The sequence below is a fragment of the Serratia montpellierensis genome (assembly GCF_020858655.1).
Classification (GTDB): Bacteria; Pseudomonadota; Gammaproteobacteria; order Enterobacterales; family Enterobacteriaceae; genus Serratia; species Serratia montpellierensis.
In genome coordinates, this window is sequence record NZ_VOSN01000005.1 from 412,841 (window position 1) to 434,809 (window position 21,969).

The 21,969-nt window shown below is 58.0% G+C and carries 24 protein-coding genes; 14 read left to right on the top strand and 10 right to left on the bottom strand.

Features of this window, described 5'->3' with window-relative positions:
* Positions 1 to 297, top strand: a 297-nt coding sequence (locus tag FUU19_RS07270) for a lysozyme inhibitor LprI family protein (protein WP_230507100.1), incomplete at its 5' end; no start/stop codon positions are given.
* A gap of 319 nt (positions 298 to 616) precedes the next feature.
* Here the strand turns inward: FUU19_RS07270 and FUU19_RS07275 are convergent.
* Positions 617 to 1,528: an alpha/beta hydrolase family protein gene (locus tag FUU19_RS07275; protein WP_197832876.1), complete on the bottom strand. Its 912-nt coding sequence runs from the start codon at positions 1,526 to 1,528 to the stop codon at positions 617 to 619.
* Between the two features lie 91 nt (positions 1,529 to 1,619).
* Here FUU19_RS07275 and FUU19_RS07280 point away from each other — a divergent pair, with 91 nt between their 5' ends.
* Positions 1,620 to 2,051 (top strand): hypothetical protein, encoded by a 432-nt coding sequence (locus FUU19_RS07280; RefSeq protein ID WP_060432728.1) that lies wholly within the window; start codon positions 1,620 to 1,622, stop codon positions 2,049 to 2,051.
* Here FUU19_RS07280 and cynR read toward each other — a convergent pair.
* Entirely contained in the window at positions 1,975 to 2,925 is a 951-nt protein-coding gene (cynR, locus tag FUU19_RS07285) for a transcriptional regulator CynR (RefSeq protein WP_230490231.1), read from the bottom strand. The genes FUU19_RS07280 and cynR overlap by 77 nt on opposite strands.
* Before the next feature lie 114 nt (positions 2,926 to 3,039).
* Between cynR and FUU19_RS07290 the strand changes: the two genes are divergently transcribed.
* The 4 genes from FUU19_RS07290 (at position 3,040) to FUU19_RS07305 (ending at position 5,239) form a co-directional block, all read left to right on the top strand.
* Positions 3,040 to 3,693 carry a carbonic anhydrase gene (locus FUU19_RS07290; protein ID WP_141969981.1) on the top strand — a complete coding sequence of 218 codons (654 nt, stop codon included), beginning with the start codon at positions 3,040 to 3,042 and terminating at the stop codon, positions 3,691 to 3,693.
* 19 nt (positions 3,694 to 3,712) lie between these two features.
* Positions 3,713 to 4,183, top strand: coding sequence for a cyanase (gene cynS, locus FUU19_RS07295; protein WP_141969983.1), 471 nt, complete (start codon positions 3,713 to 3,715; stop codon positions 4,181 to 4,183).
* Between the two features lie 233 nt (positions 4,184 to 4,416).
* Positions 4,417 to 4,674 carry a YjhX family toxin gene (locus FUU19_RS07300; protein WP_004939031.1) on the top strand — a complete coding sequence of 86 codons (258 nt, stop codon included), beginning with the start codon at positions 4,417 to 4,419 and terminating at the stop codon, positions 4,672 to 4,674.
* A 58-nt stretch (positions 4,675 to 4,732) separates the two neighbouring features.
* Positions 4,733 to 5,239, top strand: coding sequence for a GNAT family N-acetyltransferase (locus FUU19_RS07305; protein ID WP_141969984.1), 507 nt, complete (start codon positions 4,733 to 4,735; stop codon positions 5,237 to 5,239).
* A gap of 30 nt (positions 5,240 to 5,269) precedes the next feature.
* On the opposite strand, the gene FUU19_RS07310 is transcribed toward FUU19_RS07305, so the two are convergent.
* Together FUU19_RS07310 and FUU19_RS07315 are read right to left on the bottom strand one after the other, a co-directional pair.
* The gene (locus FUU19_RS07310; protein ID WP_141969986.1) at positions 5,270 to 5,767 is read right to left on the bottom strand and encodes a P-loop nucleotide/nucleoside kinase family protein; all 498 of its coding nucleotides are present in this window, start codon (positions 5,765 to 5,767) and stop codon (positions 5,270 to 5,272) included.
* 169 nt (positions 5,768 to 5,936) lie between these two features.
* Positions 5,937 to 6,833 (bottom strand): LysR family transcriptional regulator, encoded by an 897-nt coding sequence (locus tag FUU19_RS07315; RefSeq protein ID WP_141969988.1) that lies wholly within the window; start codon positions 6,831 to 6,833, stop codon positions 5,937 to 5,939.
* Between the two features lie 132 nt (positions 6,834 to 6,965).
* Here FUU19_RS07315 and FUU19_RS07320 point away from each other — a divergent pair, with 132 nt between their 5' ends.
* Positions 6,966 to 7,697 carry an isochorismatase family protein gene (locus FUU19_RS07320; RefSeq protein ID WP_089195680.1) on the top strand — a complete coding sequence of 244 codons (732 nt, stop codon included), beginning with the start codon at positions 6,966 to 6,968 and terminating at the stop codon, positions 7,695 to 7,697.
* A 31-nt stretch (positions 7,698 to 7,728) separates the two neighbouring features.
* On the opposite strand, the gene FUU19_RS07325 is transcribed toward FUU19_RS07320, so the two are convergent.
* Positions 7,729 to 8,076, bottom strand: a complete 348-nt coding sequence (locus tag FUU19_RS07325) for an antibiotic biosynthesis monooxygenase family protein (protein WP_025302122.1) — start codon at positions 8,074 to 8,076, stop codon at positions 7,729 to 7,731.
* 12 nt (positions 8,077 to 8,088) lie between these two features.
* A complete protein-coding gene (locus FUU19_RS07330) occupies positions 8,089 to 9,108 on the bottom strand; it encodes a cytochrome P450 family protein (protein ID WP_230490229.1) in 1,020 nt (339 codons plus the stop codon).
* An 80-nt stretch (positions 9,109 to 9,188) separates the two neighbouring features.
* Here FUU19_RS07330 and FUU19_RS07335 point away from each other — a divergent pair, with 80 nt between their 5' ends.
* The 5 genes from FUU19_RS07335 (at position 9,189) to FUU19_RS07355 (ending at position 14,920) form a co-directional block, all read left to right on the top strand.
* On the top strand, positions 9,189 to 9,872 hold the full coding sequence (locus FUU19_RS07335) for an ArsR/SmtB family transcription factor (protein ID WP_230490228.1): 684 nt from the start codon (positions 9,189 to 9,191) through the stop codon (positions 9,870 to 9,872).
* Positions 9,873 to 9,947: 75 nt separating this feature from the next.
* Positions 9,948 to 10,655: a glutathione S-transferase N-terminal domain-containing protein gene (locus tag FUU19_RS07340; protein ID WP_060440382.1), complete on the top strand. Its 708-nt coding sequence runs from the start codon at positions 9,948 to 9,950 to the stop codon at positions 10,653 to 10,655.
* Between the two features lie 130 nt (positions 10,656 to 10,785).
* Positions 10,786 to 12,213, top strand: a complete 1,428-nt coding sequence (phoA, locus tag FUU19_RS07345; protein ID WP_197832883.1) for an alkaline phosphatase — start codon at positions 10,786 to 10,788, stop codon at positions 12,211 to 12,213.
* Between the two features lie 461 nt (positions 12,214 to 12,674).
* Positions 12,675 to 14,255 carry a malate dehydrogenase (quinone) gene (mqo, locus tag FUU19_RS07350; RefSeq protein WP_141969995.1) on the top strand — a complete coding sequence of 527 codons (1,581 nt, stop codon included), beginning with the start codon at positions 12,675 to 12,677 and terminating at the stop codon, positions 14,253 to 14,255.
* A gap of 206 nt (positions 14,256 to 14,461) precedes the next feature.
* Positions 14,462 to 14,920, top strand: a complete 459-nt coding sequence (locus tag FUU19_RS07355; protein WP_180548290.1) for a helix-turn-helix domain-containing protein — start codon at positions 14,462 to 14,464, stop codon at positions 14,918 to 14,920.
* A gap of 75 nt (positions 14,921 to 14,995) precedes the next feature.
* Here FUU19_RS07355 and FUU19_RS07360 read toward each other — a convergent pair whose 3' ends face one another.
* From FUU19_RS07360 to FUU19_RS07375, 4 genes are all read right to left on the bottom strand, one after another.
* A complete protein-coding gene (locus tag FUU19_RS07360) occupies positions 14,996 to 16,036 on the bottom strand; it encodes a fimbrial protein (RefSeq protein WP_016928480.1) in 1,041 nt (346 codons plus the stop codon).
* A gap of 11 nt (positions 16,037 to 16,047) precedes the next feature.
* Complete coding sequence (locus tag FUU19_RS07365; protein WP_197832884.1) at positions 16,048 to 18,663, bottom strand: fimbria/pilus outer membrane usher protein; 2,616 nt, start codon at positions 18,661 to 18,663, stop codon at positions 16,048 to 16,050.
* Between the two features lie 27 nt (positions 18,664 to 18,690).
* The gene (locus FUU19_RS07370) at positions 18,691 to 19,374 is read right to left on the bottom strand and encodes a fimbrial biogenesis chaperone (protein WP_004939085.1); all 684 of its coding nucleotides are present in this window, start codon (positions 19,372 to 19,374) and stop codon (positions 18,691 to 18,693) included.
* Positions 19,375 to 19,440: 66 nt separating this feature from the next.
* On the bottom strand, positions 19,441 to 19,968 hold the full coding sequence (locus FUU19_RS07375) for a fimbrial protein (protein WP_063988841.1): 528 nt from the start codon (positions 19,966 to 19,968) through the stop codon (positions 19,441 to 19,443).
* Positions 19,969 to 20,482: 514 nt separating this feature from the next.
* Between FUU19_RS07375 and FUU19_RS07380 the strand changes: the two genes are divergently transcribed.
* Both FUU19_RS07380 and FUU19_RS07385 read left to right on the top strand, forming a co-directional pair.
* The gene (locus FUU19_RS07380; protein ID WP_079656351.1) at positions 20,483 to 21,199 is read left to right on the top strand and encodes an EAL domain-containing protein; all 717 of its coding nucleotides are present in this window, start codon (positions 20,483 to 20,485) and stop codon (positions 21,197 to 21,199) included.
* 21 nt (positions 21,200 to 21,220) lie between these two features.
* On the top strand, positions 21,221 to 21,811 hold the full coding sequence (locus tag FUU19_RS07385; protein ID WP_004939094.1) for a LuxR family transcriptional regulator: 591 nt from the start codon (positions 21,221 to 21,223) through the stop codon (positions 21,809 to 21,811).
* Positions 21,812 to 21,969 lie beyond the last annotated feature (158 nt).

The following is a 21,969-nucleotide window of genomic DNA, read 5'->3' on the forward strand; positions in this document are numbered from 1 at the left end:
TATAAAATAGAACCTCAAGACCCAGCACTTCAACGTGACAATCAATTATCCAATCCATCACTTACAGATTCTCGTGATAACTTTATGGCGATTGATAAAAAACTTAGTGACGTTTGGCATTCACTTGGGCAAGAAAAACAAAAAAGACTTATTACTGTACAGCGCCAATGGATAAAAAATAAAGAAGCAATTTGCGGAAAAATATCGATCAAGGGTACAGACCAAGAGGTCATTAAAATGTTTAAGTGTCAATATGATATGACAAAAATTAGAATTTCAGAATTGATGACTGAGTAACTGTAGAGATATAAATAGTCATTAACCGAATACTAAATTGCATGCATAGTATTCGGTTTATCTTTTACATATGAAACAACACTGTGATGTTGTTGGTGCTTAACACAGCGCTCGCTCTTTATACATAGGGAATGTGATTTGGCGCGCATTATGCCACAACGGGGTGCAGAGATCGCGGGAAGTTTTGGTGACATTTTGAGCGGTTGCGGGCAAATCCGCCCGCAGGCGGTTTAGCAGAAAATCCCCAGGCGAAACGCCCCAACGAACGCACCGCCTTATTAGCATGAATATTTTTTGCACGCATGAGTGGAATGGCCGGTCAGCGCAGCTGCTTCTCCAGCCACGCGCGCATGTCCGCCACCACCCGCGCCATCTCGCTGGCGCCATTTTCGCGCCGCATCACATGGTCCAATCCAGCGTAATTGACATAGGTAATGTTCGTTTTGCCGGCGGCCCGCAATTCGTCGATCATATTGTCGACCGCCCCCGGCGAAACGGCGCGATCCTGGTCGCCCTGCACGATCAGCACCGGCGTCTTGATGCTGCGCAGGGTGGCGAGCTGATCGATGTTCAGCATGCCATGCCACCAGTCATAGCCATGATCGCTGGCGTTTAGGACAAACGGCGGCGCCGTCATCACCTGCTGCAAAAATGCGTTCAGCCCGGCCACCTCTTCTTTCGGCGCGTCGGCAGCGCTGTGGCGCACGTCGTCGATAAACCAGCGCCCGCCACCGCTGAACGCGAGGGTGGCGTCAATCCGGCCCGAGGAGGCCGTCACCAGATTGGCGATCACCGCCCCTTCGCTGCCCCCCAGCACCGCGACCTTTTGATAGCCGTTGCGCGCAATCACCGCCTGCAGCACCTGGGTGACATCGCTCACCCGCCGCTGCGGCGTGTCATGCTGCACAAAAGCGTCCGGGCAATCCTGTCTTGGGACTTCTTCGCGGTACGGCAAGGTGTCGTCGATGCCGTATTTCTCCACCGTCAGCAGGTCTGCGGCGGGGAGCACCTGCTGCATCGGCGCCACCAGGCGGATATGCCGCACGCTGTTGCAATCCGATCCTTGCAGGATCACCAGCAGCGCCGCCGACGATTGCCCGGGCACCGCGGCGTCCAGATAGTAATGAATACTCGAACCGTCTTCCCTGGGCAGCGTCAGCGCCGCAGGTTGCGCCATCGCCAGCCCGCTCCACAGCGCCAATGCGCTCAGCATACCCGTCGCCAGTCTCATTACTTGCTCCTCTTCCCTGTTACGTTCGGTTAATTCGCCTTTTCTGGTCTACGCTTCATGCCAATCACGTTTCTGACAGGGAAGCCTTACCATGCCACACCTCTATAACACCGCGCTGCTGATCGGCGCCGCGCTGAGCACCATCGCCGCCCTGTTGCATATTTGGGTGATCGCCGCCGGGCCGCGCGGCTATCGGCTGTGCGGCGCCGGCGATCGCTTCATTAAGGCGGCGGAAGCGGGTAAAAAGTTCCCGGCCGTCGTCACCGCCGGTATCGCGCTGATGCTGTTTATTTGGGCGCTGTATGCGCTTTCCGGCGCGGGCCTGATCGCGCCGCTGCCACTGCTGCGGCCCGCGCTGTTTATCATTACCTTCATCTACCTGTTGCGCGGCGTCGCCGGCCCCTTCGCCCTGCGCGATACCGGCCGCAGCCAGCGTTTTATCGTCGTCAGCTCGCTGATTTGCCTCGGCTTCGGGCTGGTCCATCTGCTGGGGATGACGCAGCGCTGGAGTGCGTTGGCGTAACGCCCTGTTGCTGCAAAACGGCGATAAACGCCTGCGCGGCGGCGCTGCGGTAAGCGCCTTTGCGCTGCAGCCATACCGCCTGCCGCACCGGCATGGCGTTGGCCAACGCCACTTTTTTCAACTGCCGGTTCTCGCGCGCAATGGCGGCCGGCAGCAGCGTGGCGAGCTGCCCGCGCCGCACGATCTCGACGATAGCGCCCAGCGCATTGGCCTCCACCGCCACCTGCGGCCGAAATCCCAACTGTGTGCAGTAACGATCGATAAACTGTCGCGTGGCGAAGTCGCCACTCAGCAAAGCCAGCGGCAGATGTTGCCACTCCGCCAGCGTCAGCGGCCGGCGATGCGCCGCCAGGGGATGATCGGCGCCGACCATCAGCTCCAGCGTCTCGCTGAACAACGGCGTGGCTTCTACCTCCGCCGACTGCGCCATCTCGAAGGCGATCCCCAGGTCCAGCCGATCCTGCGCCAGCAGCGCCTCAATTCGCTCTTGCGCCATCTCCTCAATGCTCAGGGTAATCCCCGGGTAGCGGCGATAGAACGCATCGATCGTCGGCCCCACCAGATAGGCGGTGAAGGTTGGCGTCATCGCCAGCCGCAAATGGCCGCGCGCCAGCGTCGCCACGTCATGGATCGCCCGCGCGCCGGCGTCCAAATCCTGCAGCGCCAACCGCGCATAGCGCATCCACGCCTCACCGGCGTCGGTCAGGCGCACGGCTCTGCCGCTGCGATCGAACAACGGCGCCCCCAGTGCGTCTTCCAACTGCTTGATCTGCTGGGACAACGTCGGTTGCGAGACGTGCAGCGCTTCGGCGGCGCGGGTGAAGTTGCCCTGTTCGGCAACGGCCAGAAAATAACGGATGTGTCGCAGCAGCATAGCGCCCCAACTATTAGTAAAACCTATAGCCAGCATTATAAATGGGTCTTAGACCCTATAGCCAGAAGCGTTCATCATGTCGCCATCGCATAACGACACCCAATGGAGAAACGGATGAAAGAGGTGATTGAAGGCTTCCTGAAGTTCCAGCGCGAAGCCTTTGTTGAACGCACGGCGCTGTTTCAGCAGTTGGCGACCCGCCAAAACCCGCGCACCCTGTTTATCTCATGTTCCGACAGCCGCCTGGTGCCGGAGCTGGTCACCCAGCGCGAGCCGGGCGATCTGTTCGTGATCCGCAACGCCGGTAACATCGTGCCTTCTTTTGGCTCCGAACCCGGCGGGGTTACCGCCTCGGTCGAGTACGCCGTCGCTGCGCTGGGCGTGGAAGACATCGTGATCTGCGGCCATTCCGACTGCGGCGCGATGACCGCCATCGCCACCTGCCAGTGTCTGGATCACCTGCCGACGGTCGCCGGCTGGCTGCGTTACGCCGATTCCGCCAAGGCGGTCAACCAGGCTTATCCGCACGTCTCCGACGCTGCCCGGGTCGCGTCGATGGTGCGCGAAAACGTCATCGCCCAGCTCAACAACATCAAAACGCACCCTTCCGTCGCCCTGGCGCTGGATCAGGGCCGCCTGGCGCTGCACGGCTGGGTCTATGATATCGCCAGCGGCGCTATCGAGGCGCTGGACGGCGAAACCCGCCGCTTCGTGCCACTCGCCACCCATCCCGACGTGACCGCCATCCCGGCGATCGCCCGTTTTTAAGTCAACAAAAGGAGCTAACATGACACACTCTCTGCACAACGCCGCCCCGCGCGAAGCGCTCACCGACACCATCATGGACGCCAAGATCCGCCATAACCTGACTTTCGACGCACTGGCCGAGGGCACCGGTCTCAGCCTGGCGTTCGTCACCGCCGCGCTGCTGGGGCAGCATGCGCTGCCGGAACCGGCGGCGCGCACGGTAGCGGCCAAGCTGGGGCTGGACGAAGAGGCGGTGCTGCTGCTGCAAACCATCCCGCTGCGCGGCAGCATTCCCGGCGGCGTGCCGACCGATCCGACCATTTATCGCTTCTATGAAATGCTGCAGGTTTACGGCTCCACGCTGAAAGCGCTGGTGCACGAGCAGTTCGGCGACGGCATCATCAGCGCCATCAACTTCAAGCTGGATATCAAAAAGGTCGCCGATCCCGAAGGCGGCGAACGCGCGGTGATCACCCTGGACGGCAAATACCTGCCGACCAAGCCTTTCTAATTGGCCTTTCGCCGGCGGCCCGCGCCGCCGGCAAATTGACAGCCAACCGGCCATTGGCTACATTATCTGCGCTGAAACGCCGCCCTGGCGTTTTTCACTGCCCGAGGCCTGTATGTTGGAGATTGTAACCACCCGATAGTCGCTTCCTTGCCGTATGGCGAGGGACTCTGACGTATCCGACGCGCGTTTGCGCGGGGATGCGCGTATCTGGGGTTATTACAGGATCTCCCAACATGAACATTTCCAAAGCGGAACAACGCGTGCTGCACGTGTTGGCCAAAGGCGGCTATATCGCCTTCACCCGCAACGACGCCGGTCGCGTCACCCACGTCGAATGCTACACCCGCGAAGGGCTCGGCCTGGCCGACTGCTCGCTGGCCGTCTTCACCAAGCTCAAAACCAAACGCCTGATCCTCTCTCGCCAGGGGCGCCCTTATCGCGTCACCTTTGCCGGGCTCAAGGCCGTGCGTGCGCAGCTGGATAACCGTTAATCATCGATACCGGCCGGGCAGCCCGGTCGGCACAGCCTTATTTAATCAGGATACAACCATGAACATCACTTTACGCCACGAAACGCCGACCGACGTCGGCGCCATCGCCACCCTGACCGCCGCTGCGTTCCTGCATGCCGAACACAGCAGCCACACCGAGCAGTTTATCGTCAACGCGCTGCGCGCGGCGGGAGCCCTTACCCTGTCGCTGGTCGCCGAGCACAATGGCACACCGATCGGGCACGCGTCCGTCTCGCCGGTCGTACTCAGCAACGGCGCCGCCGGGTGGTACGGGCTGGCGCCGGTGTCGGTGCTGCCGGCCTGTCAGAGCCAGGGGATCGGCAGCCGGCTGATCCGCCAGCTATTGGCCGAACTGCAAGAACGGCACGCCGCAGGCTGCGTGGTGCTGGGCGATCCGAACTATTACGGCCGTTTCGGCTTCCAGGCGCAGACCGCGCTGACCTTGCCGGGCGTGCCGCAAGACTACTTCCGCGCCATCGCCTTCCAGGGCGTGCTGCCGTGCGCGGAGGTCACCTTCCACAACGCGTTTAACGCCGAAGCCTAACCGTTGCCGGCGCCGTCATGGCGCCGGTTTTCAGTCCTGTTCGCCATAACGCCAGACGGTCATCCCTTCCTCTTCCGCCGGGGGAACAAAGTACTGCGCCAGGCGCTCAAACTCCGCTTCGCTCAGGGCAAATGGGTGCTCGCCGCGCGCATTTCTCAGCGTTATCCTGCTCAGGCACTGCGCATGGCTGACATCGAGAAAGTGCAGGCAGTGTGCGACGCCGGCCTCCTCCGCCAACGCTTTGGCCCAACGCCGCCTGTCCGGCGTATTCATCGGAAAATCGAGCGCCACGGACCAACCGCCGCGCAGCAGCTGCACGAGGTGCCCGCCCAGCGCCCGCCGTAACCGGTCGGAACAGCGCGCATAGTCTTGCAGGCTGGCCATCTCCTGTCCATACAGCGTCGCCAGCCACGCATCTTCGACCAGCAACAGCGTTTGCGGTTGCTGCGCCAAACGCTGCGCCAGCGTCGATTTGCCTGCGCCGGCCTTGCCGCACATCAGGTGTAAAACTGCAGGGTAGGTTTGCATGACGTTCTCCGGTCGTTGCCGGAAGGGGATAATAAAAACCCGCCTGCCGGCGGGTTTTTATTGGCGACACTCGCGCTATCCCACCCTTTGGAGACGGGTGATAATAATTAGCGCGAATGAGCGGTAGGATTTTTTCATAGCTAATGAATATGACAACCGTGCGCCGTTGTCAATTCGCCGCCATCAATCCCTGTTCTCGCACAAACTCGGTGAATAAACTCACTTTCTGCTGCAGATGCCGGCGCGTCGGGTAAACCGCGAAAATCTGATGCACGTCGGCAATCTGTTCAGGGAACAGCCGCACCAGCCTGCCGGCGGCGATCTCGGGATCCGCCACGAACGACGGCAGCGAACCGATACCCAGTCCCGCCACCAGCATATCCCGCAGCATCAGACTGTTGTTGGCGATCAGCCGGGGAGTGAACGCCACGCTCAGGCTCTCCTCGCCGGCGGTGAACTGCCATTGCCCCGGCTTTTCCGCCAGGGAATAGGCCAGACAGCTGTGCCGCTGCAATTCATTGGGCGTTTGCGGCACGCCGTGCTGCGCCAAATAGCCGGGCGCGGCGCAAATTCGCTGGTGCACGTCACCCAGCGCCCGGGCGCTGAGGGAAGAATCCGGCAGCCGTCGGCGAATGCGCAAGGAAATATCGAAACCGGCCGCCACTACGTCCAATACCCTGTCGTCCAGCGTCAGTTCCACCTGCAGCTGCGGGTAGCGTTGCATAAACGGCGGCAGCAGCGGCGACAGCACCGTCAGGCCGAACGAGAGCGGCGCATTGACCCGCAGCGTGCCGGAGACCTGCTGCGCGCTGGCGGCAACCGTCTGCTCCAAGGCGTCGAACTCGCCGAGCAGCCGACAGGCTTCCTGGTAATAGAGCTGCCCGGCTTCGGTCAGGCTCATGCTGCGGGTGGTGCGCACCAGCAACAACGTACCCAACCGGCTCTCCAACTGCTTAATCTGCTTGCTCAACGCCGCCGGCGTGATCGCCAGATCCTCCGCCGCCTTATAGAAACTGTTGCGCTCAACCACGCGGCGAAAGGCGCGCATCGTCAGTAGCACGTCCATATTATGTCCTATTGGTTAATTATAAATTCAATAAAACACAGATTATTAACCTCAACAACCTCAGTAGACTTTATTCAACCGCTTCCCTGAGTGGGAAGTGAATTTAATCTACTGATAATCATGGAGTTAATAATGAAAAAGACCCTAATCGCCCTGATGCTCGGCCTGAGCGCCGCCGCCGCCCCCGTGGCCGCGCTGGCGCAATCCCCCGCCGCCGATAGCCGCCAGGCGGGTTATGTGCAACCGCTGACCGCCGACAACAGCCTGTTGCTGCTGGTCGATCTGCAGGACATGTTCGGCATGACCATTTCCTCTATCGATCAAACCAATCTGGTGAATAACGCCGCCGGCATCGCCAAGGCCGCCAAGGTGTTCAACGTGCCGACCATTCTGGCCTCGGCCAACGCCAAAAGCTTCGCCGGGCCGGTATTCCAGCAAGTGACGCAGGCACGCCCGGACCTGCAGGTGTACGATCGCACCGCCATCAACGTCTGGCAGGATCGGCGCGTGGTGGATCTGATTAAACAATCCGGCCGCAAGAAAATCATCATCGGCGGGCTGTGGACCGCCAGCTGCGTGATGCTGCCGGCGCTGTCAGCCCTGGGCGAGGGGTATGAGGTTTATATTCTGTCGGACGTCACCGGCGACATTACGCCAGATAGCCAAAACAACGCCATGCAGCGCCTGATACAGGCGGGCGCCACCCCTATCAACTGGGTGGCGTTGATGCTGGAATGGCAGCAGGACTGGAGCCGCAAGGCCACGGCGGGGGGCGTATTGCAGATCGCCCGCGACCACGGCGCCGCCTGGGGAATGGGCGCCAGCTACGCCGGAGCGATGAAGGTGGGCAGCGAAGCGAAATAGCGGACGAAAGCCCGCCGCCGGCGGGCTTTTTTCAGGTGCGATGATAGCAACGGCTATCCTGCGGCGCCTGGTCGCGTCTCTCCAGCCCGTAGTCCCGCACCACCTCCGCCACCCGCAGCCGGTACTGCGCCAGCACCTCGCCACGGCCGCGCGCCTGTGCCGCGCGATGCTGCTCGAGATTGCGCCACTGCTGCACCGCCGCCTCGTCACGCCAGAAAGAGAGCGACAGCAGGCGCGCAGGATCGGCCAGGCTTTGAAAGCGCTCGATGGAAATGAATCCGTCGATCTGCGCCAACAGCGGCTTCAGCTCCGCCGCCAGCGCCAGATAGGTATCGCGCTGCCCATCGGCGGCCTGCAGTTCAAAAATCACGGCGATCATTATCGTCTCCTCTCAACGGTAAAATTCCGGTACGCGCGCATTGTAAGAATGGCGCCACCGCACCGATTTCAACGCCCGCTCATCAATATCCAGCGAACACAGATGCGCCACGCCACAGCGCGCGATAATCCTCGCCCAGCGTTCGCCCGGGCAGCGGTGTGCCCCCGCGCCGAAGGCCAGTTCGCCGTCCGCGCCGAGCAACAGCAAGACGGTCTGCCCCACGCGCAGCGTATAACCGCCAAGCTGCGTCTCGCGCAAGACGAAACGGCGCGTGTTTTGGATAGGTGGCGTTAGCGCCCGCACCCGATCCAGCGCGGTGTCCACTTCACCGTTCTGCCGCGCCAGCAAATACGCCTGCCCGATCCAGCCCGCCGTCGCCTCACAGGCCTGAAACAGCAGACCGAGCGCATTGGCCAACTCAAGCCGGATGTCGCCAATCTCCCGCGCTAATGCCTGGCGCAGCACGCCCTTTCCCGTCGCCAGCCGGGCACAGAGCCGCTGCGCCGCCACAATGCCGTGCGCCAGCTGCTGCGGCGTGCCGCCGGGCGCGATACAGCGGACAAAGTCCAGGCTGTCGTCGATAAGATGTTGCCATTGCGCTTCGGGCACGCCCAGCAATGCGCCGAGGGTGCAGACCGGCAATCCGTAGTTAAAGCGGGTGATCGCTGCCGCCTCGGGCGCTTTTGGCGCTAAACGCACCGCGCACTGTGTCGCGGTTTGCTGCATCAGGATATCGTCGCAGGAAGCGAACGCCCGCTGCAGCGCCGCCTTAAGCGTGCGGTGCTCCTCGCCGTCGCGCATCCGCGCCAGCCCGGCGAACAGCGGCGCCATCGGCGTCTCCAGCAAGACCGTCGGCACCGGCTCATCGGCCGGCCGCACGCCGAGATCGGCATTGAGCAGCGCTTCCCTCACCCACTGCGGCGCCGCGGCCACCCAACATTGCCATGCGCTATCCCAGCTTAGGGGCGGCAAGGCGCGATAGCGCATCTGCGGCTCGGCGGCCAGCGCGGCGGCATAAGGACATACGGACATGGTTTTCTCCCTCGGTACCAGATGGCGATAATCACAGGTTAGCAATGGACGCGCAGTCATACTTCGTCTAACCTCGAAGTATGCATAACATCGACATCGAAGATCGTTTAGCGGCGCTGAGCGCCGCCATCGCCGACCGCACCCGGGCACGCATGCTGTGCCTGTTGATGGACGGGCGTGCCTACACCGCCACCGAGCTCAGCGCGGCGGTCGAGGTCGCCCCGTCCACCGCCAGCGCGCATCTGGCGAAACTGCTGGAGCAGCGGCTGATCGCCTGCGTCAAACAGGGGCGCTACCGCTATTTTCGGCTGGCCGGTCAGCCGGTGGCCGACGCGCTGGAAGGCCTGATGGCGCTGGCGGGCGTACCGCGCCCGTCGGTGAAAAGCAGCACGCCCACCACGCTGCAATATGCCCGCACCTGCTACGACCACATGGCGGGCGAGGTGGCGGTGAAGCTGCACGATCGGCTGCATGCGCTGAACTGGCTGAGCGGTGAGGAAGACTACCGGTTAAGCGACGCCGGCCAGGCCGCGCTGGCGCGGCTGGGCGTCGATTGCTCCCCCGCCCCCACCCGCCGCCGCTTCGCCTGCGGCTGCCTGGACTGGAGCGAACGCCGCTCTCACCTCGGTGGCGCACTGGGCGCCGCGCTGTTGACCGCCTTTATTCAACGCGGCTGGATCGTCCGCCGGCTCGACAGCCGCGAGCTGCAGCTGACCCCCGCCGGTAAAAAAGCGCTGGCCGCACATTTTGACCTCACGGTGTAACCCGGCGGCGGGGTAGTTTTACTGCAATACTCAAGGGGGTACGCTTAAGCGCCCCCGTCAACCCGAGGAGTTTCCATGCTCGATTCCACTCAATTCCCGATCGTCAAACGCTGGCCGGCTCAGCATCCGGAACGGCTGCAGCTCTACTCTCTGCCGACGCCGAACGGCGTCAAAGTGTCCATCATGCTGGAAGAGATCGGCCTGCCCTATGAGGCGCACCTGATCGACATCGGCAACAACGAAACCTGGACGCCGGAATTCCTGGCGCTGAACCCGAACGGCAAGATCCCGGCGATCATCGATCCCGATGGCCCAGGCGGCCGGCCGCTGCCGCTGTTCGAATCCGGCGCTATTCTGCTCTACCTGGCGGAAAAGAGCGGCCGTTTCCTGCCGCAGGATCCGGCGCAGCGCTATGAGACCATTCAGTGGGTGTTCTTCCAGATGGCCGCCGTCGGCCCAATGTTCGGCCAGCTCGGTTTCTTCCACAAGTTTGCCGGGCGCGAATATGAAGACAAGCGGCCCCTGGAACGTTACAAAAACGAATCGAAACGCCTGCTTGGCGTGTTGGAAACGCGCCTGGAGGGCCGTGACTGGATCATGGGCGCAGACTACACCATCGCCGATATCTCGCTGCTGGGCTGGGTGCGCAACCTGATCGGCTTCTATGAAGCGCGCGAACTGGTCGAGTTCGACAGTTTCCCGCGCGTCGCGCAGTGGTTGGAGCGCGGTTTGGCGCGGCCGGCGGTGCAGCGTGGGCTCGCTATCCCGGCGCGCGCGGCCTGATCGTCAAACGGGATGGCCGCCGGGCCGTCCCGTCTTTCATTGTCATAAAATTGTCATCCCTCTGTTCTACTCTCCTTTCGTAACAATTTGATGTTATTTACATTGTTGTATTACGACAAGGAGCTTACCCATGCAACCTGCTGTATCCCTGATCGCCGGCGCCGTGCTGTCCGCCCTGCTCTGTTCCTCCGCCATCGCGGCGGAAACCTCGGCCAATGCCGATGGCCTGACCGAGCGCGCCGCGCGCGGCACCCTCACCGAGCCGGGCGGCGCCCGTCGTCTGGCCGGCGATCAGACCGCCGCGCTGAAGGCGTCGCTGTCGGACAAAACGGTGAAAAACGTGATCCTGCTGATCGGCGACGGCATGGGGGATTCCGAGATCACCGCCGCGCGTAACTACGCCGAAGGCGCAGGCGGTTACTTCAAGGGCATCGATGCCCTGCCGCTGACCGGGCAATACACCCACTACTCACTGGACAAGAAAACCCACAAACCGGATTACGTGACCGACTCCGCCGCCTCGGCCACCGCCTGGGCCACCGGGGTGAAAACCTATAACGGCGCGCTCGGCGTAGACGTGAACGGCAAAGACCAGCCAACGCTGCTGGAGATAGCCAAGGCGGCCGGCAAGGCCACCGGCAACGTCTCCACCGCCGAACTGCAAGACGCCACGCCGGCGGCGCTGGTGTCGCACGTCACCTCGCGCAAATGCTACGGCCCGGAGGAAACCAGCGAAAAATGTGCCGCTAACGCGCTGGAAAACGGCGGCCGCGGCTCGATCACCGAGCAACTGCTGAAAACCCGCGCCGACGTCACGCTCGGCGGCGGCGCGAAGTCTTTCAACCAACTGGCGAAAAGCGGCGAATGGCAAGGAAAATCGCTGAAGGACCAGGCGGCGGCGCAGGGTTATCAGTGGGTGAGCAACGCGGATGAACTGCAGGCCGTTACCCTGGCCAATCAGCAAAAACCGCTGCTGGGCCTGTTCGCCGACGGCAACATGCCGGTGCGCTGGCTGGGGCCGAAAGCCAGCTACCACGGCAACCTCGATAAACCGGCAGTAACCTGTGAAAACAACCCGGCGCGCACCGCAGCCACGCCAACGCTGGCAGCGATGACCGACAAAGCGATCGCGCTGCTGAAAGACAACCCGAATGGCTTCTTCCTGCAGGTAGAGGGTGCGTCGATCGATAAGCAGGATCACGCCGCCAACCCGTGTGGGCAGATTGGCGAAACCGTCGATCTGGACGAAGCGGTGCAAAAAGCGCTGGCCTTCGCTCGCGCCGACGGCAACACGCTGGTGATCGTCACCGCCGACCACGCGCACTCCAGCCAGATCGTCGCCGCCGACGCCAAAGCGCCGGGCCTGACCCAGATGCTGACCACCAAAGACGGTGCGCCGATGACCCTCAGCTACGGCAACTCGGAAGAGGAATCGCAGGGGCACACCGGCACCCAACTGCGCGTCGCGGCCTACGGCCCGCATGCCGCCAACGTGGTGGGGTTGACCGATCAGACCGATCTGTTCTTCACCATGCGCGATGCGATGGGCATCAAGTAACCGTCTTCTGCACGATGGCCGCCCGCCACGGCGGCCATTTATTATTGGTTACCGATAGGTATTTGCCATTTAACCGCAATTATTGTGTGATAACGAAATAACGTTTAATTGCACGACAATTAACCCCTGAAAATAACGCGGTTATATGGCCTTTCTTCGCTCTCTGTTTATTCCTGCGACAACAACCGACCGATTTTTGCTTATATTCATTTTTTTTAGTTACAAAAGTAGTTTTTAACATTCTCGCAAACAATAATACCCCGCCAGTAACGTGAACCGATCAATTTGCATCCGGACGGCCTGCAATAGTTCACTTTTCGTTAAATACCCTATTAACAAAAAGGCATTATCGCTGCCTATCGGCTCACGCCGGGCGGTCGGCTTCATTATTTTCCAGGGTAACTCCCGCTAAATTCTTTCACCTGCAATGAGTAGAATTTACACACAAGAGATTTAATTCAATGAGAAAATTACTCGTCCTGATTTTCAGTCTCAGCCTGTTTAGCGTTACGCAACAGGCGGCGGCTGAAGAGAAGAATAAAACCGTCGACGTGGTGTTGATCGGCGGCGGCATCATGAGTGCCACCTTGGGTACCTATCTGCATGAGCTGGAGCCGACCTGGACCATCGACATGTACGAACGCATGAACGGCGTAGCGGAAGAGAGCTCCAACGGCTGGAACAACGCCGGTACCGGCCACTCCGCCTTCAGTGAAATGAACTACACGCCGGAAAAAGCCGATGGCACCATCGACATCAGCAAGGCGGTGAAGGTCAACGAGTCTTTCGAAATCTCTCGCCAATTCTGGTCTTATCAGGTGAAAAACGATGTCCTGAAAGATCCGAAATCCTTCATTAACAGCGTGCCGCACATGAGCTTCGTGTGGGGCGACGACAACGTCAACTTCCTGCGTAAACGCTACGCGGCGCTGCAGCACAGCACCCTGTTCCGCGGCATGGAATACTCCGAAGATCCTGCGCAAATCAAACAGTGGGCCCCGCTGGTGATGAACGGCCGCGATCCGGCGCAGAAAATCGCCGCGACCCGCATGCCGTTGGGTACCGACGTCAACTTCGGCGTGATCACCCACCAGCTGGTTGACGCGCTGAGCACCAGCGACAAGTTCAAGCTGAACCTGAGCCACGAAGTGCGCGACATCAAGCGCAACGCCGACCAGACCTGGAGCGTGACCGTTGCCGATCTGAACCGCGACGGTAAAGAAACCACCGTTAACGCCAAGTTCGTGTTCATCGGCGCCGGCGGCGCGTCCCTGACCCTGCTGCAGAAATCCGGCATCCCAGAAGCCGACGGCTACGGCGGCTTCCCGGTCGGCGGCCAGTTCCTGGTCACCACCAACCCGGAGATCGCCAACCAGCACCTGGCCAAAGTGTATGGCCTGGCCAGCGTAGGTTCGCCGCCGATGTCCGTGCCGCACCTGGATACCCGCATGCTGGACGGCAAGCGCGTGCTGCTGTTCGGGCCGTTCGCCACCTTCTCCAGCAAGTTCCTGAAGAACGGTTCGCTGTTCGATCTGATGCACTCGCTGAGCACCTCGAACCTGATGCCGATGACCCACGTTGGTCTGGATAACTTCGATCTGGTGAAATACCTGGTCGGCCAGCTGATGATGAACGACGACGATCGCTTCGCCGCGTTGAAAGAGTACTTCCCGGACGCCAAGCAGGCAGACTGGAAGCTGTGGACCGCAGGCCAGCGCGTGCAGATCATCAAGAAAGACGCGGATAAAGGCGGCGTGCTGCAGTTCGGCACCGAAGTCGTCAGCTCTGAAGACGGCAGCATCGCCGCTCTGCTGGGCGCTTCGCCGGGCGCTTCCACCGCTGCGCCAATCATGCTGCACCTGATGGAAACCGTGTTCAAAGACAAAGTGGCGACGCCGGAATGGCAGAGTAAGCTGAAAGAAATCATCCCGTCCTACGGCCACAAGCTGAACGGCGATATCGAGATGACCAACAAGATCCGCGGCTACACCAGCAGCGTACTGGGTCTGAACTACATTGAAGTGAAGCCGGAAACCAACTGATTTTCCACTCGTTTCCTGCTGAAAAGGCCGCTTTATGCGGCCTTTCTTTTATCCCCCTGCCGTTCAAAGAGCATTTTTGGCCACCTTTTTACCCCCGGTTTACCCTTGCGTAACGGCGCACTCACGCCTATTATCAAAGCATATTCTTGGATAATTAAGCTAAGTCACTGTGACCTGAATGTCGTTTTTGCGGGAGAACTAAAACCATGGATCGCGTCAATATCATTCACGATTTACTAGACTGGATTGAAACTCATCTGGACCAGCCGCTGCTGCTGGATAACGTCGCCGCCAAGTCGGGCTACTCCAAATGGCACCTGCAGCGCATGTTCCGCAGCACCACCGGCCACGCGCTCGGCAGCTATATTCGCGAGCGGCGCCTGTCGCAGGCGGCGCAGGCGCTGCGTTCCAGCCCACGCCCGATCCTGGATATCGCCCTGCAATACCACTTCGATTCTCAGCCTTCGTTCTCGCGCGCCTTCAAGAAACAGTTTGGCAAAACCCCGGCGGTCTATCGCCGCACCACCCGCTGGGACGTCGCGGAATGGCCGGCCCAGCCGGTAGAGGCGGAGGCCGAACCGCGCCACGATGCCCCCGCGCTGCCTCGTTGGTATGCGGGCAAACCGCCGGAAGGCGTCTGCACCAGCTGGATGGGGCTGCGTTAATCCTCACGGTATAAGGCACAAAAAAGGGTTCAGTTCGCGAGAACTGAACCCTTTCTTTATTGACGAGACACCGAATTATTTGAAGGTGACGTCAATATTCGCCGAGGCGCTGAACGGCCCCACTTTCGGGTTGGTGCTCAACCATTTCAGGCTGGCCATGAAGTTCTTTTCAACGATGGTGCCGTTAACCAGACCCAGATCGACCGGGCTGTTCATCATGATCGGCGTATTCGGCGTCGCCGCTTGCGAGATCAAAATACCGAAACCGCTGTCGCTGGTCGGCAGGATCACGCTGTTATCCTGCAGCGGATAGGTGCTGCTGAAGCTGGCCTGCAGCGTCTCTCCCTGGCAGTCCTGTCCGGTCGTCGGATCGGACATGTTGGCGGCAACCGAGAATGGCACCTGTTTCTCGATTTTGCCCACCACCGCATTCTGACGCGGGATAGTGCCGAAATTCACCGTCGAACCGTTGTTGGCCACCACGGTAATTTTTGGGTTGCAGGAAATAAACTGAATGTTGCCCAGCCCGGAAATATAGGCGTTAAAGTTACTGTTCGGCGTGCCGTTCAAGCCGCCGACGCCATCAACCTGAAATACCGAGTACGAGTTGTTATCGTTGATCTTGCCGCCGGCCGGCGGCGCCTTGCCGGTTGCTTTAATGTAGATGGCGTAAGACACGGTTACCGTCAGCGATCTGGCCGGAGACAAACAACGGCTGCCCGAACGGCGGCACTCCGTGCCGGGACCGACGTCCTGACGCGCACCTTTAGTTGGTTTGACATCGATCCCCTGATAAGTGACACCCACTTCGATCGAATTATGGATCTGACTCATCCGGGACTGCGGATCCCAGTACAGGTAGGCATTTTCCCCTTTCGGGTTGTTCCAGTCATCCGTACATTGGAAGGTCGAGGTAAAGGTCTGCGAACGCCACAGCAACGCGCCCGGCGCGGTATTGGCAGTCGACACCTTGATGGCTTTATCCAGCACGATATCCTGGCGAATACTGCCATTCTGCTTACATGACAGCGCATAGCTACTCTGCGAAAACGCGCCCAGCGTGACCAGTAGCCCAGCCGCCAACCCGAGATTCTTGTGCTTTAACAAAGAAGACATATCCTTTCCTTTTACGGTTTTCCGCAGGTCAGCGAAAGTTCCTGATAACCCATCAACTGTTCGGTCGCCGCTTTCAATTCCGGCACCACCAGTGAGCAGCTTTCGCCCGCGTCGTTGCCCCATTTCACCAGCAGGCGATCCCCTGCAGAAGCCCCTGAAATATAAATATCGCCGTTGGTACCAACAGTACCGTTATTCTTACCGTCCGCACTGAAGACGTTGGCGCCAATCGGCGGTACGCTGCCGTCGGCCATCTTGCTGTGTACCAACAGGCTTTGGCCCGTGTGCGTTTCAAACTTCACGCGGGTGATTGCGCCGTAAGTCGGCACCACGTCTCTCGCCGCCATCGGGATATCCAGGCCGTTGCCGATATCCTCGGTGCGCAGCGCCACACGGTTATGGCGGTATGGCGACGCAGAGGTCATCACCGCGTAACCGAAGCGGTCAATGGCCACACCCGGTTGGTTTTCGATACGAACGCCCTTGGCGTCTTTCGCTTCCACCAGCACAAACGTATTCTGCAGCGGCTGGGTCAGCGTCACGCCGCCGGAGTGTGCGACGATGCCGCCCGCCACACCCAACGAAGACTGCTGATAATCTTTGCTGTAGCTATAACCAGCATTGATGGTCCCCATGCTGCCCTGATAGCCGACGTTGGCCGAGCTGGTTTGGCCCGAATAACGATCATGACCGCTTTGCACCGCATAATTCAAGCGGTTGTCATCCAGTGCGGTTCCGCTCAGGCCGGCGCTGTAAGTATTGCCGCTCTGCTTGCTGTGGCCGGCATTGAAGCTGGCTGTCATGTCCGACGAATCCTTGCTGAAGAAGCTGAACGGAATCGATACGGTCAGGTTGACGCTGCGGTCTTTATAACCGTAGTTGCTGCGGCTGTCCTGATAGAAGACCCCATAGCTGATATTTTTATAGCTGCTGTTGAAACCGGTTTGTACGGTACGGTCTTCGCCGGATCCGCCCCAGTAAGACTGGTTGCTGAGGTTGGCGTACAGCGTCGAGCTACCGGCGATGCGCTGGTTGACAGACAGCTCAACGCGCTGACGTTTGTTGTTGAACCGGCTGGTGTAATAGCTGCGACGACGCGATTCCGCCCAGTCCGGCACGCCCAGATTGCGATCGTTTTGATCGTAGTAATCGTTACGGTAATAACCGTTCTCATAGCGTTCGCGCTCGGCCACCGCATCGGAAAAATCATAATATCCGGAGGTCGAGTAACGGTAACCAGCAATGCGGAATTCCGTCCCCCAATCGTTGAGCGACTTGGAATACAGGAAACGGAAACTCTCCCCTTGTTTGTCATCGCCGTTCACCAGGTTGGTGTCGGAATAGGACATATCAAAGGAGACGGCGCCCCAGTTCCCCAGGTTTTTACCGAGGCCCACGACCGCGGAACGATAATTTTCCGCCACCAGCACGCCGCCGTAAGGCGTAATGTCATACGCCATGCCGTGCGACAAGGTGCCTTGTACAAACTTGGGCTGATAGTGGCTGGTGCCGTCGTGATATTTACCGGCGGTCAGCTGATAGTTCCAAATCCCTTCGCGCAGCATGTTCGGCACCGAGGAGAATGGCACGACGAAAGAGGTTCTCGAACCGTTGGCTTCGATGACCGTCACGTCCAGGTTACCGCTCAGGGTGCTTGGGAAAATGTCCGTCAGCGCAAACGGCCCTGGCGGAACGTTGGTGCTGTAAATGGTATAGCCGTTCTGACGCACTTCAACGCGTGCGTTGGTCGTCGCCACGCCGCGCACCACCGGTGCATAGCCGCGCTGGCTTTCCGGCAGCATATCGTCGGCGCTGGACATCTGCACACCGCGGAACTGGATGCTGTCGAAAACGTTGTTATTGGTGTTGGTCTGGCCGATCACCAGACGGCTGCGCAGAGAAACGATGTCCGTTTCCGCCCAGCTGGAAATATTCTTCCAATGCGTGCCAGCGCCCGACTGTTGGTTCAGCGTTGAGTTGTTGCGCAGGCGCCAATCACCCAGATTCAGGCCGTTGTTGAGACTCAGGAAGTAATAGTCAGAGGTCTTGTCGTTCTGGTTGTTACCGTAGCGGTTATGAGTGCCGCTAAAGTTATAGTTAACAAAGCCGGCATTAATGCCGCGATCGTAAACTTTCGGCGAAATGGCGCCTTGCGGACGCGGGATAAGAAACACCTGCGGCACTTCCAGATCCATACGCTGTACGGCGGCGTCATAGCTCAGCTTGGCGCCGGAGATCTGTTGCGGCAATGCGTAGCATTGCGCAGCACCTGCGGTGGTCAGATCGCCGGGCAGCTTTACGCCGTAATCCTGATAGTCCGCCGCCGTCAGGCACGGCGCTACCGGGGAGTCTTTGGATTCTTTCTTGAACTCGATCTCGCGGTGATCGATACGCTGCCCGTTGAGATAGATATCAAACGGATATTTACCCGGCAGAATATCATCCCCGCTGGCCAACGACGCCACCTGGGCGATATTGTCATCGCCATGGATGAAGGAGGTGTTGAACTGCTCCTCCGCCATGGCCATCTGTGAGAATGAAAAAGGCACAGCAGAAAAATAAATTACACCATTAATCAGCTTCACCAAACGTTTTGGCGCGAGGGTTGTTATTCTTTTGTGTGCCATTTCTTTCATTCCTTGAAGTGCTTCAAATCAATTCAGTGCGACGTTTTTAATCTCGGTGTGACCGCCATAGTCGTTGATATAGGTAAACGACATATTGTTGGCTGATTGCGCCCCCTGAGGCAGGGAGATACGCAGGCTGTCATGTGGTTTGACCATGTCAGCGTTCACTTTCCAGCTCTTGCCGCCGCTCTTCAGGTTCAGCACGCCCAGCGTGACGAACAGCGGGCCATCGTTAGTCACGACTAAGTTGCCGCCCTGGCGCTTCCACTTCAGCGCTTCCGCCTGCTGTTGCAGGTTGGTTTTCAACGAATCTGGGCGATAGAACAGTTTGATACGGGTACGGATCGCCACCTGCAGCACGTTATCTTGCTTAGGCGTTGGCGGAATTTCCTGTACGTTGACCCAGAGCAGAGATTCTCTGTCCTGCGGTAAACCGCTGCCGGAATAGATAAAACGCAAAATGGCGTCTTTCTTGGCAGCCAGCTTCAAAATGGGGGGCGTCACCACGATCGGCAAATTCTTAGGCATCTGGCTTGCGTCGCCAGTATCCAGCCAGGTTTGCACCATGTAGGTATCGTCGCTGTCATTGCTGATTGAGAGCGATGCGGATTTACTTGCACTGTTATAAATGACACGCGTCGCATCAACCTGGATGCCGGCGAAGGCATTAACAGAGAATGCGAATAAAATACCAGTCAGAATTTTTTTCATCGGAATGTCTCAACTCTCAAAATTTAGCCATCCTTGGCCAATAACTCTATCTATCCTGCCAGCGAATTATTTGTATTCGATGGTGAAGGTAGCGTTAGAGTTTGCCTGACCGGCAGTTACCAGATCCTGGAAGGATTTGTAACGAGCGCGCAGGTTGAAAGTCGCAGCGCCTGGGTTATCGCCATCAGCAGCAACAGTTACGGTAGCTGGGGTAGCCACTTCCTGAGAGATTGGCAGAGTAGAGCCGTTGTTATCCAGAATTTCAACGCCAACGCCAGCTGCGCCGCCAGTTACAGCCAACAGCTCTGGGTGGCCAGCTGGGGTGTTACCGTCGAAACGCAGGGTGTAGTTACCCGCTTCACATTTCTCCAGGCTAATATCGAAAGCTTTAGCACCGCTGGTAGAACCGGCAGTTGGGAAAGCGGTAGTAGGATATTTACCCAGGTAAACTTCTTTATTCTGGTCTTTATCAACAACTTTACAGGTGGACTGTACAATTTCACCGGTGAATTTAACGTTGCCGTTTGCTGCCATTGCGTTGGAAGCAGTTGCAGACAATACCAGGGCAGCCAAAGGCAATAATACTTTTTTCATTTCCAGCTCCATAGAACAATAAAATAATCGATTCAGTGGCGGGCTTATATATATATTGCCGCCACTGAGCATACACTCAGCGATAGCACTCCCTTGCTGAAAAGGAGCGTTGCCTCGATGAACTCATTGCCGGACGAAATATAGACTAAGCATATTCTTAATGTTAAATCGTTTAAAACATTCATAAGGCCCCTCTTGATAGGAATAAACTATCGGCGGATACCTATCGATCGATGTTGACGATTCATATGAATAGGAATAATCTGTGTTTGGGAAAGCTGCAGAGTTCAAGATTTTGCATTAAGGCCTGAAAATCAGAATATTATCCCGAATATTTACATTTAGTAACAGATTGCGACGTTTGGACTTTGGCACAAATTACGCGTTAAATGGTCTGTCGACACGCTTCGGCCATCCTGACGCTTTAAATAAGAAATTTACCAATAAGCCTGGAGTAACTTTCTTTTTAACCATTTAAAATCAACAAGTTAAATATCAATCCAAGGATTGGGAAATGAGCAGTTCTTTCAGAGAGAAAAATAACGGCATTAATTATGTTTTTCAGCCAATGTTCGCGAAATCGGGACAATTGCTGGCCGTTGAATGTCTGTCTCGCTTTACGTTTAATAGCGAATATGCCCATTTTTCTCCTGAACAGTTCTTTCGCCACGCCGACAGCGCCACCCGGATTGAGATTTTGATGGATCAGATCAATCTGATCGATAAATACAAACACTGGTTTCATGAAAACCAAGTGATAGCCACTTTGAATGTTGACGATTATTCCCTGCAATCGCTGGCGAATACTCACTTTGCCGAAAGAATTAATGCTATGCGCTGTATTCATTTCGAGATCAGCGAGAATTCAACCCGGCTGGTGAAAGATCGCGTGCACGGCGATCCGTCATTGAATAGTTATTCATTTTGGCTCGATGATTTTGGTTCTGGCTATGCGGGTTTTTCCGCGTTGTACAACAGCCAGTTCCGCTTCGTTAAGCTCGACCGTTTTCTGCTTTGGGACTTCATGAAAAAGTCCGGCGGTGAGGGCTTGATGCGCGCGTTACTGCGCTTCTTTTACCTTAATCATTACAAGGTAATTATCGAAGGAGTTGAAACTCCCGAACACAAGAAATGGCTGGATGAAATGCCATATTACGCACTGCAGGGAAAGCTGTGGAAGGAATCCAGCATCAAGGATTTGAACTCGCTTCTTACAGCTGAATACTTTTAACTCGGTATTGGTGTTTGCCCTATGTCTAAAAACAACGTTCTTGTGATTAGTGAGTGTAAGTACAGCTATGTTGGCCTGTCGGTGCTGCTTAAGAAACACTACGGCGCGTACGATATCCGCCTGTTTTCCGATTTCATGCACGGTGGCGCCAAAGCAGAGAAGATCACCAAGCACGATATCGCGCTGATTTTCACCTCGCAAAACCTCGAACAGAGCGTCAACGTGATCGAAAGCCTGGTGTCCCTGCACCAGCAGTACAACAGCAAAACGCGCCTGTTGGTGTTCTATGACGACGAGCGCGTAGTGAAACTGTTGTCGATCCTGGGGATTTCCGTCGAGTTGGTCTCCACCCGCATTCCGCTTTATTCGCTGCAGGAAAAAATCCAGCGGCTGCTGGAAAGCAAAGAACCGGGCGGCATCAGGGTGCAGAAAACCCGCGAGCTCAGCCCGGCGGAAAGCGATGTGATCTTCAATCTGCTGCGCGGCGACAGCCTGCTGCACATTGCGGAAAAGCGCGGCACGCATCCGAAAACCATCTTTTCGCAGAAATACAGCGCGATGAAAAAGCTGCGGCTGCGCAGCATGAGCACCATCTTCGTCGCCGGAAAATAACCTGCCCTGGCTTGTTGCGCGGTACGCCGCGCGGCAACCCGCCTTCTCCCGCCAAGTTAAATTAATGTAACAACCGGCGACAAAGCAGCAACAGACACACAACATCCTCTCCTGTTGGTTACGATTTGCACACGGATTATCCGTGAGTCATGTCGTGT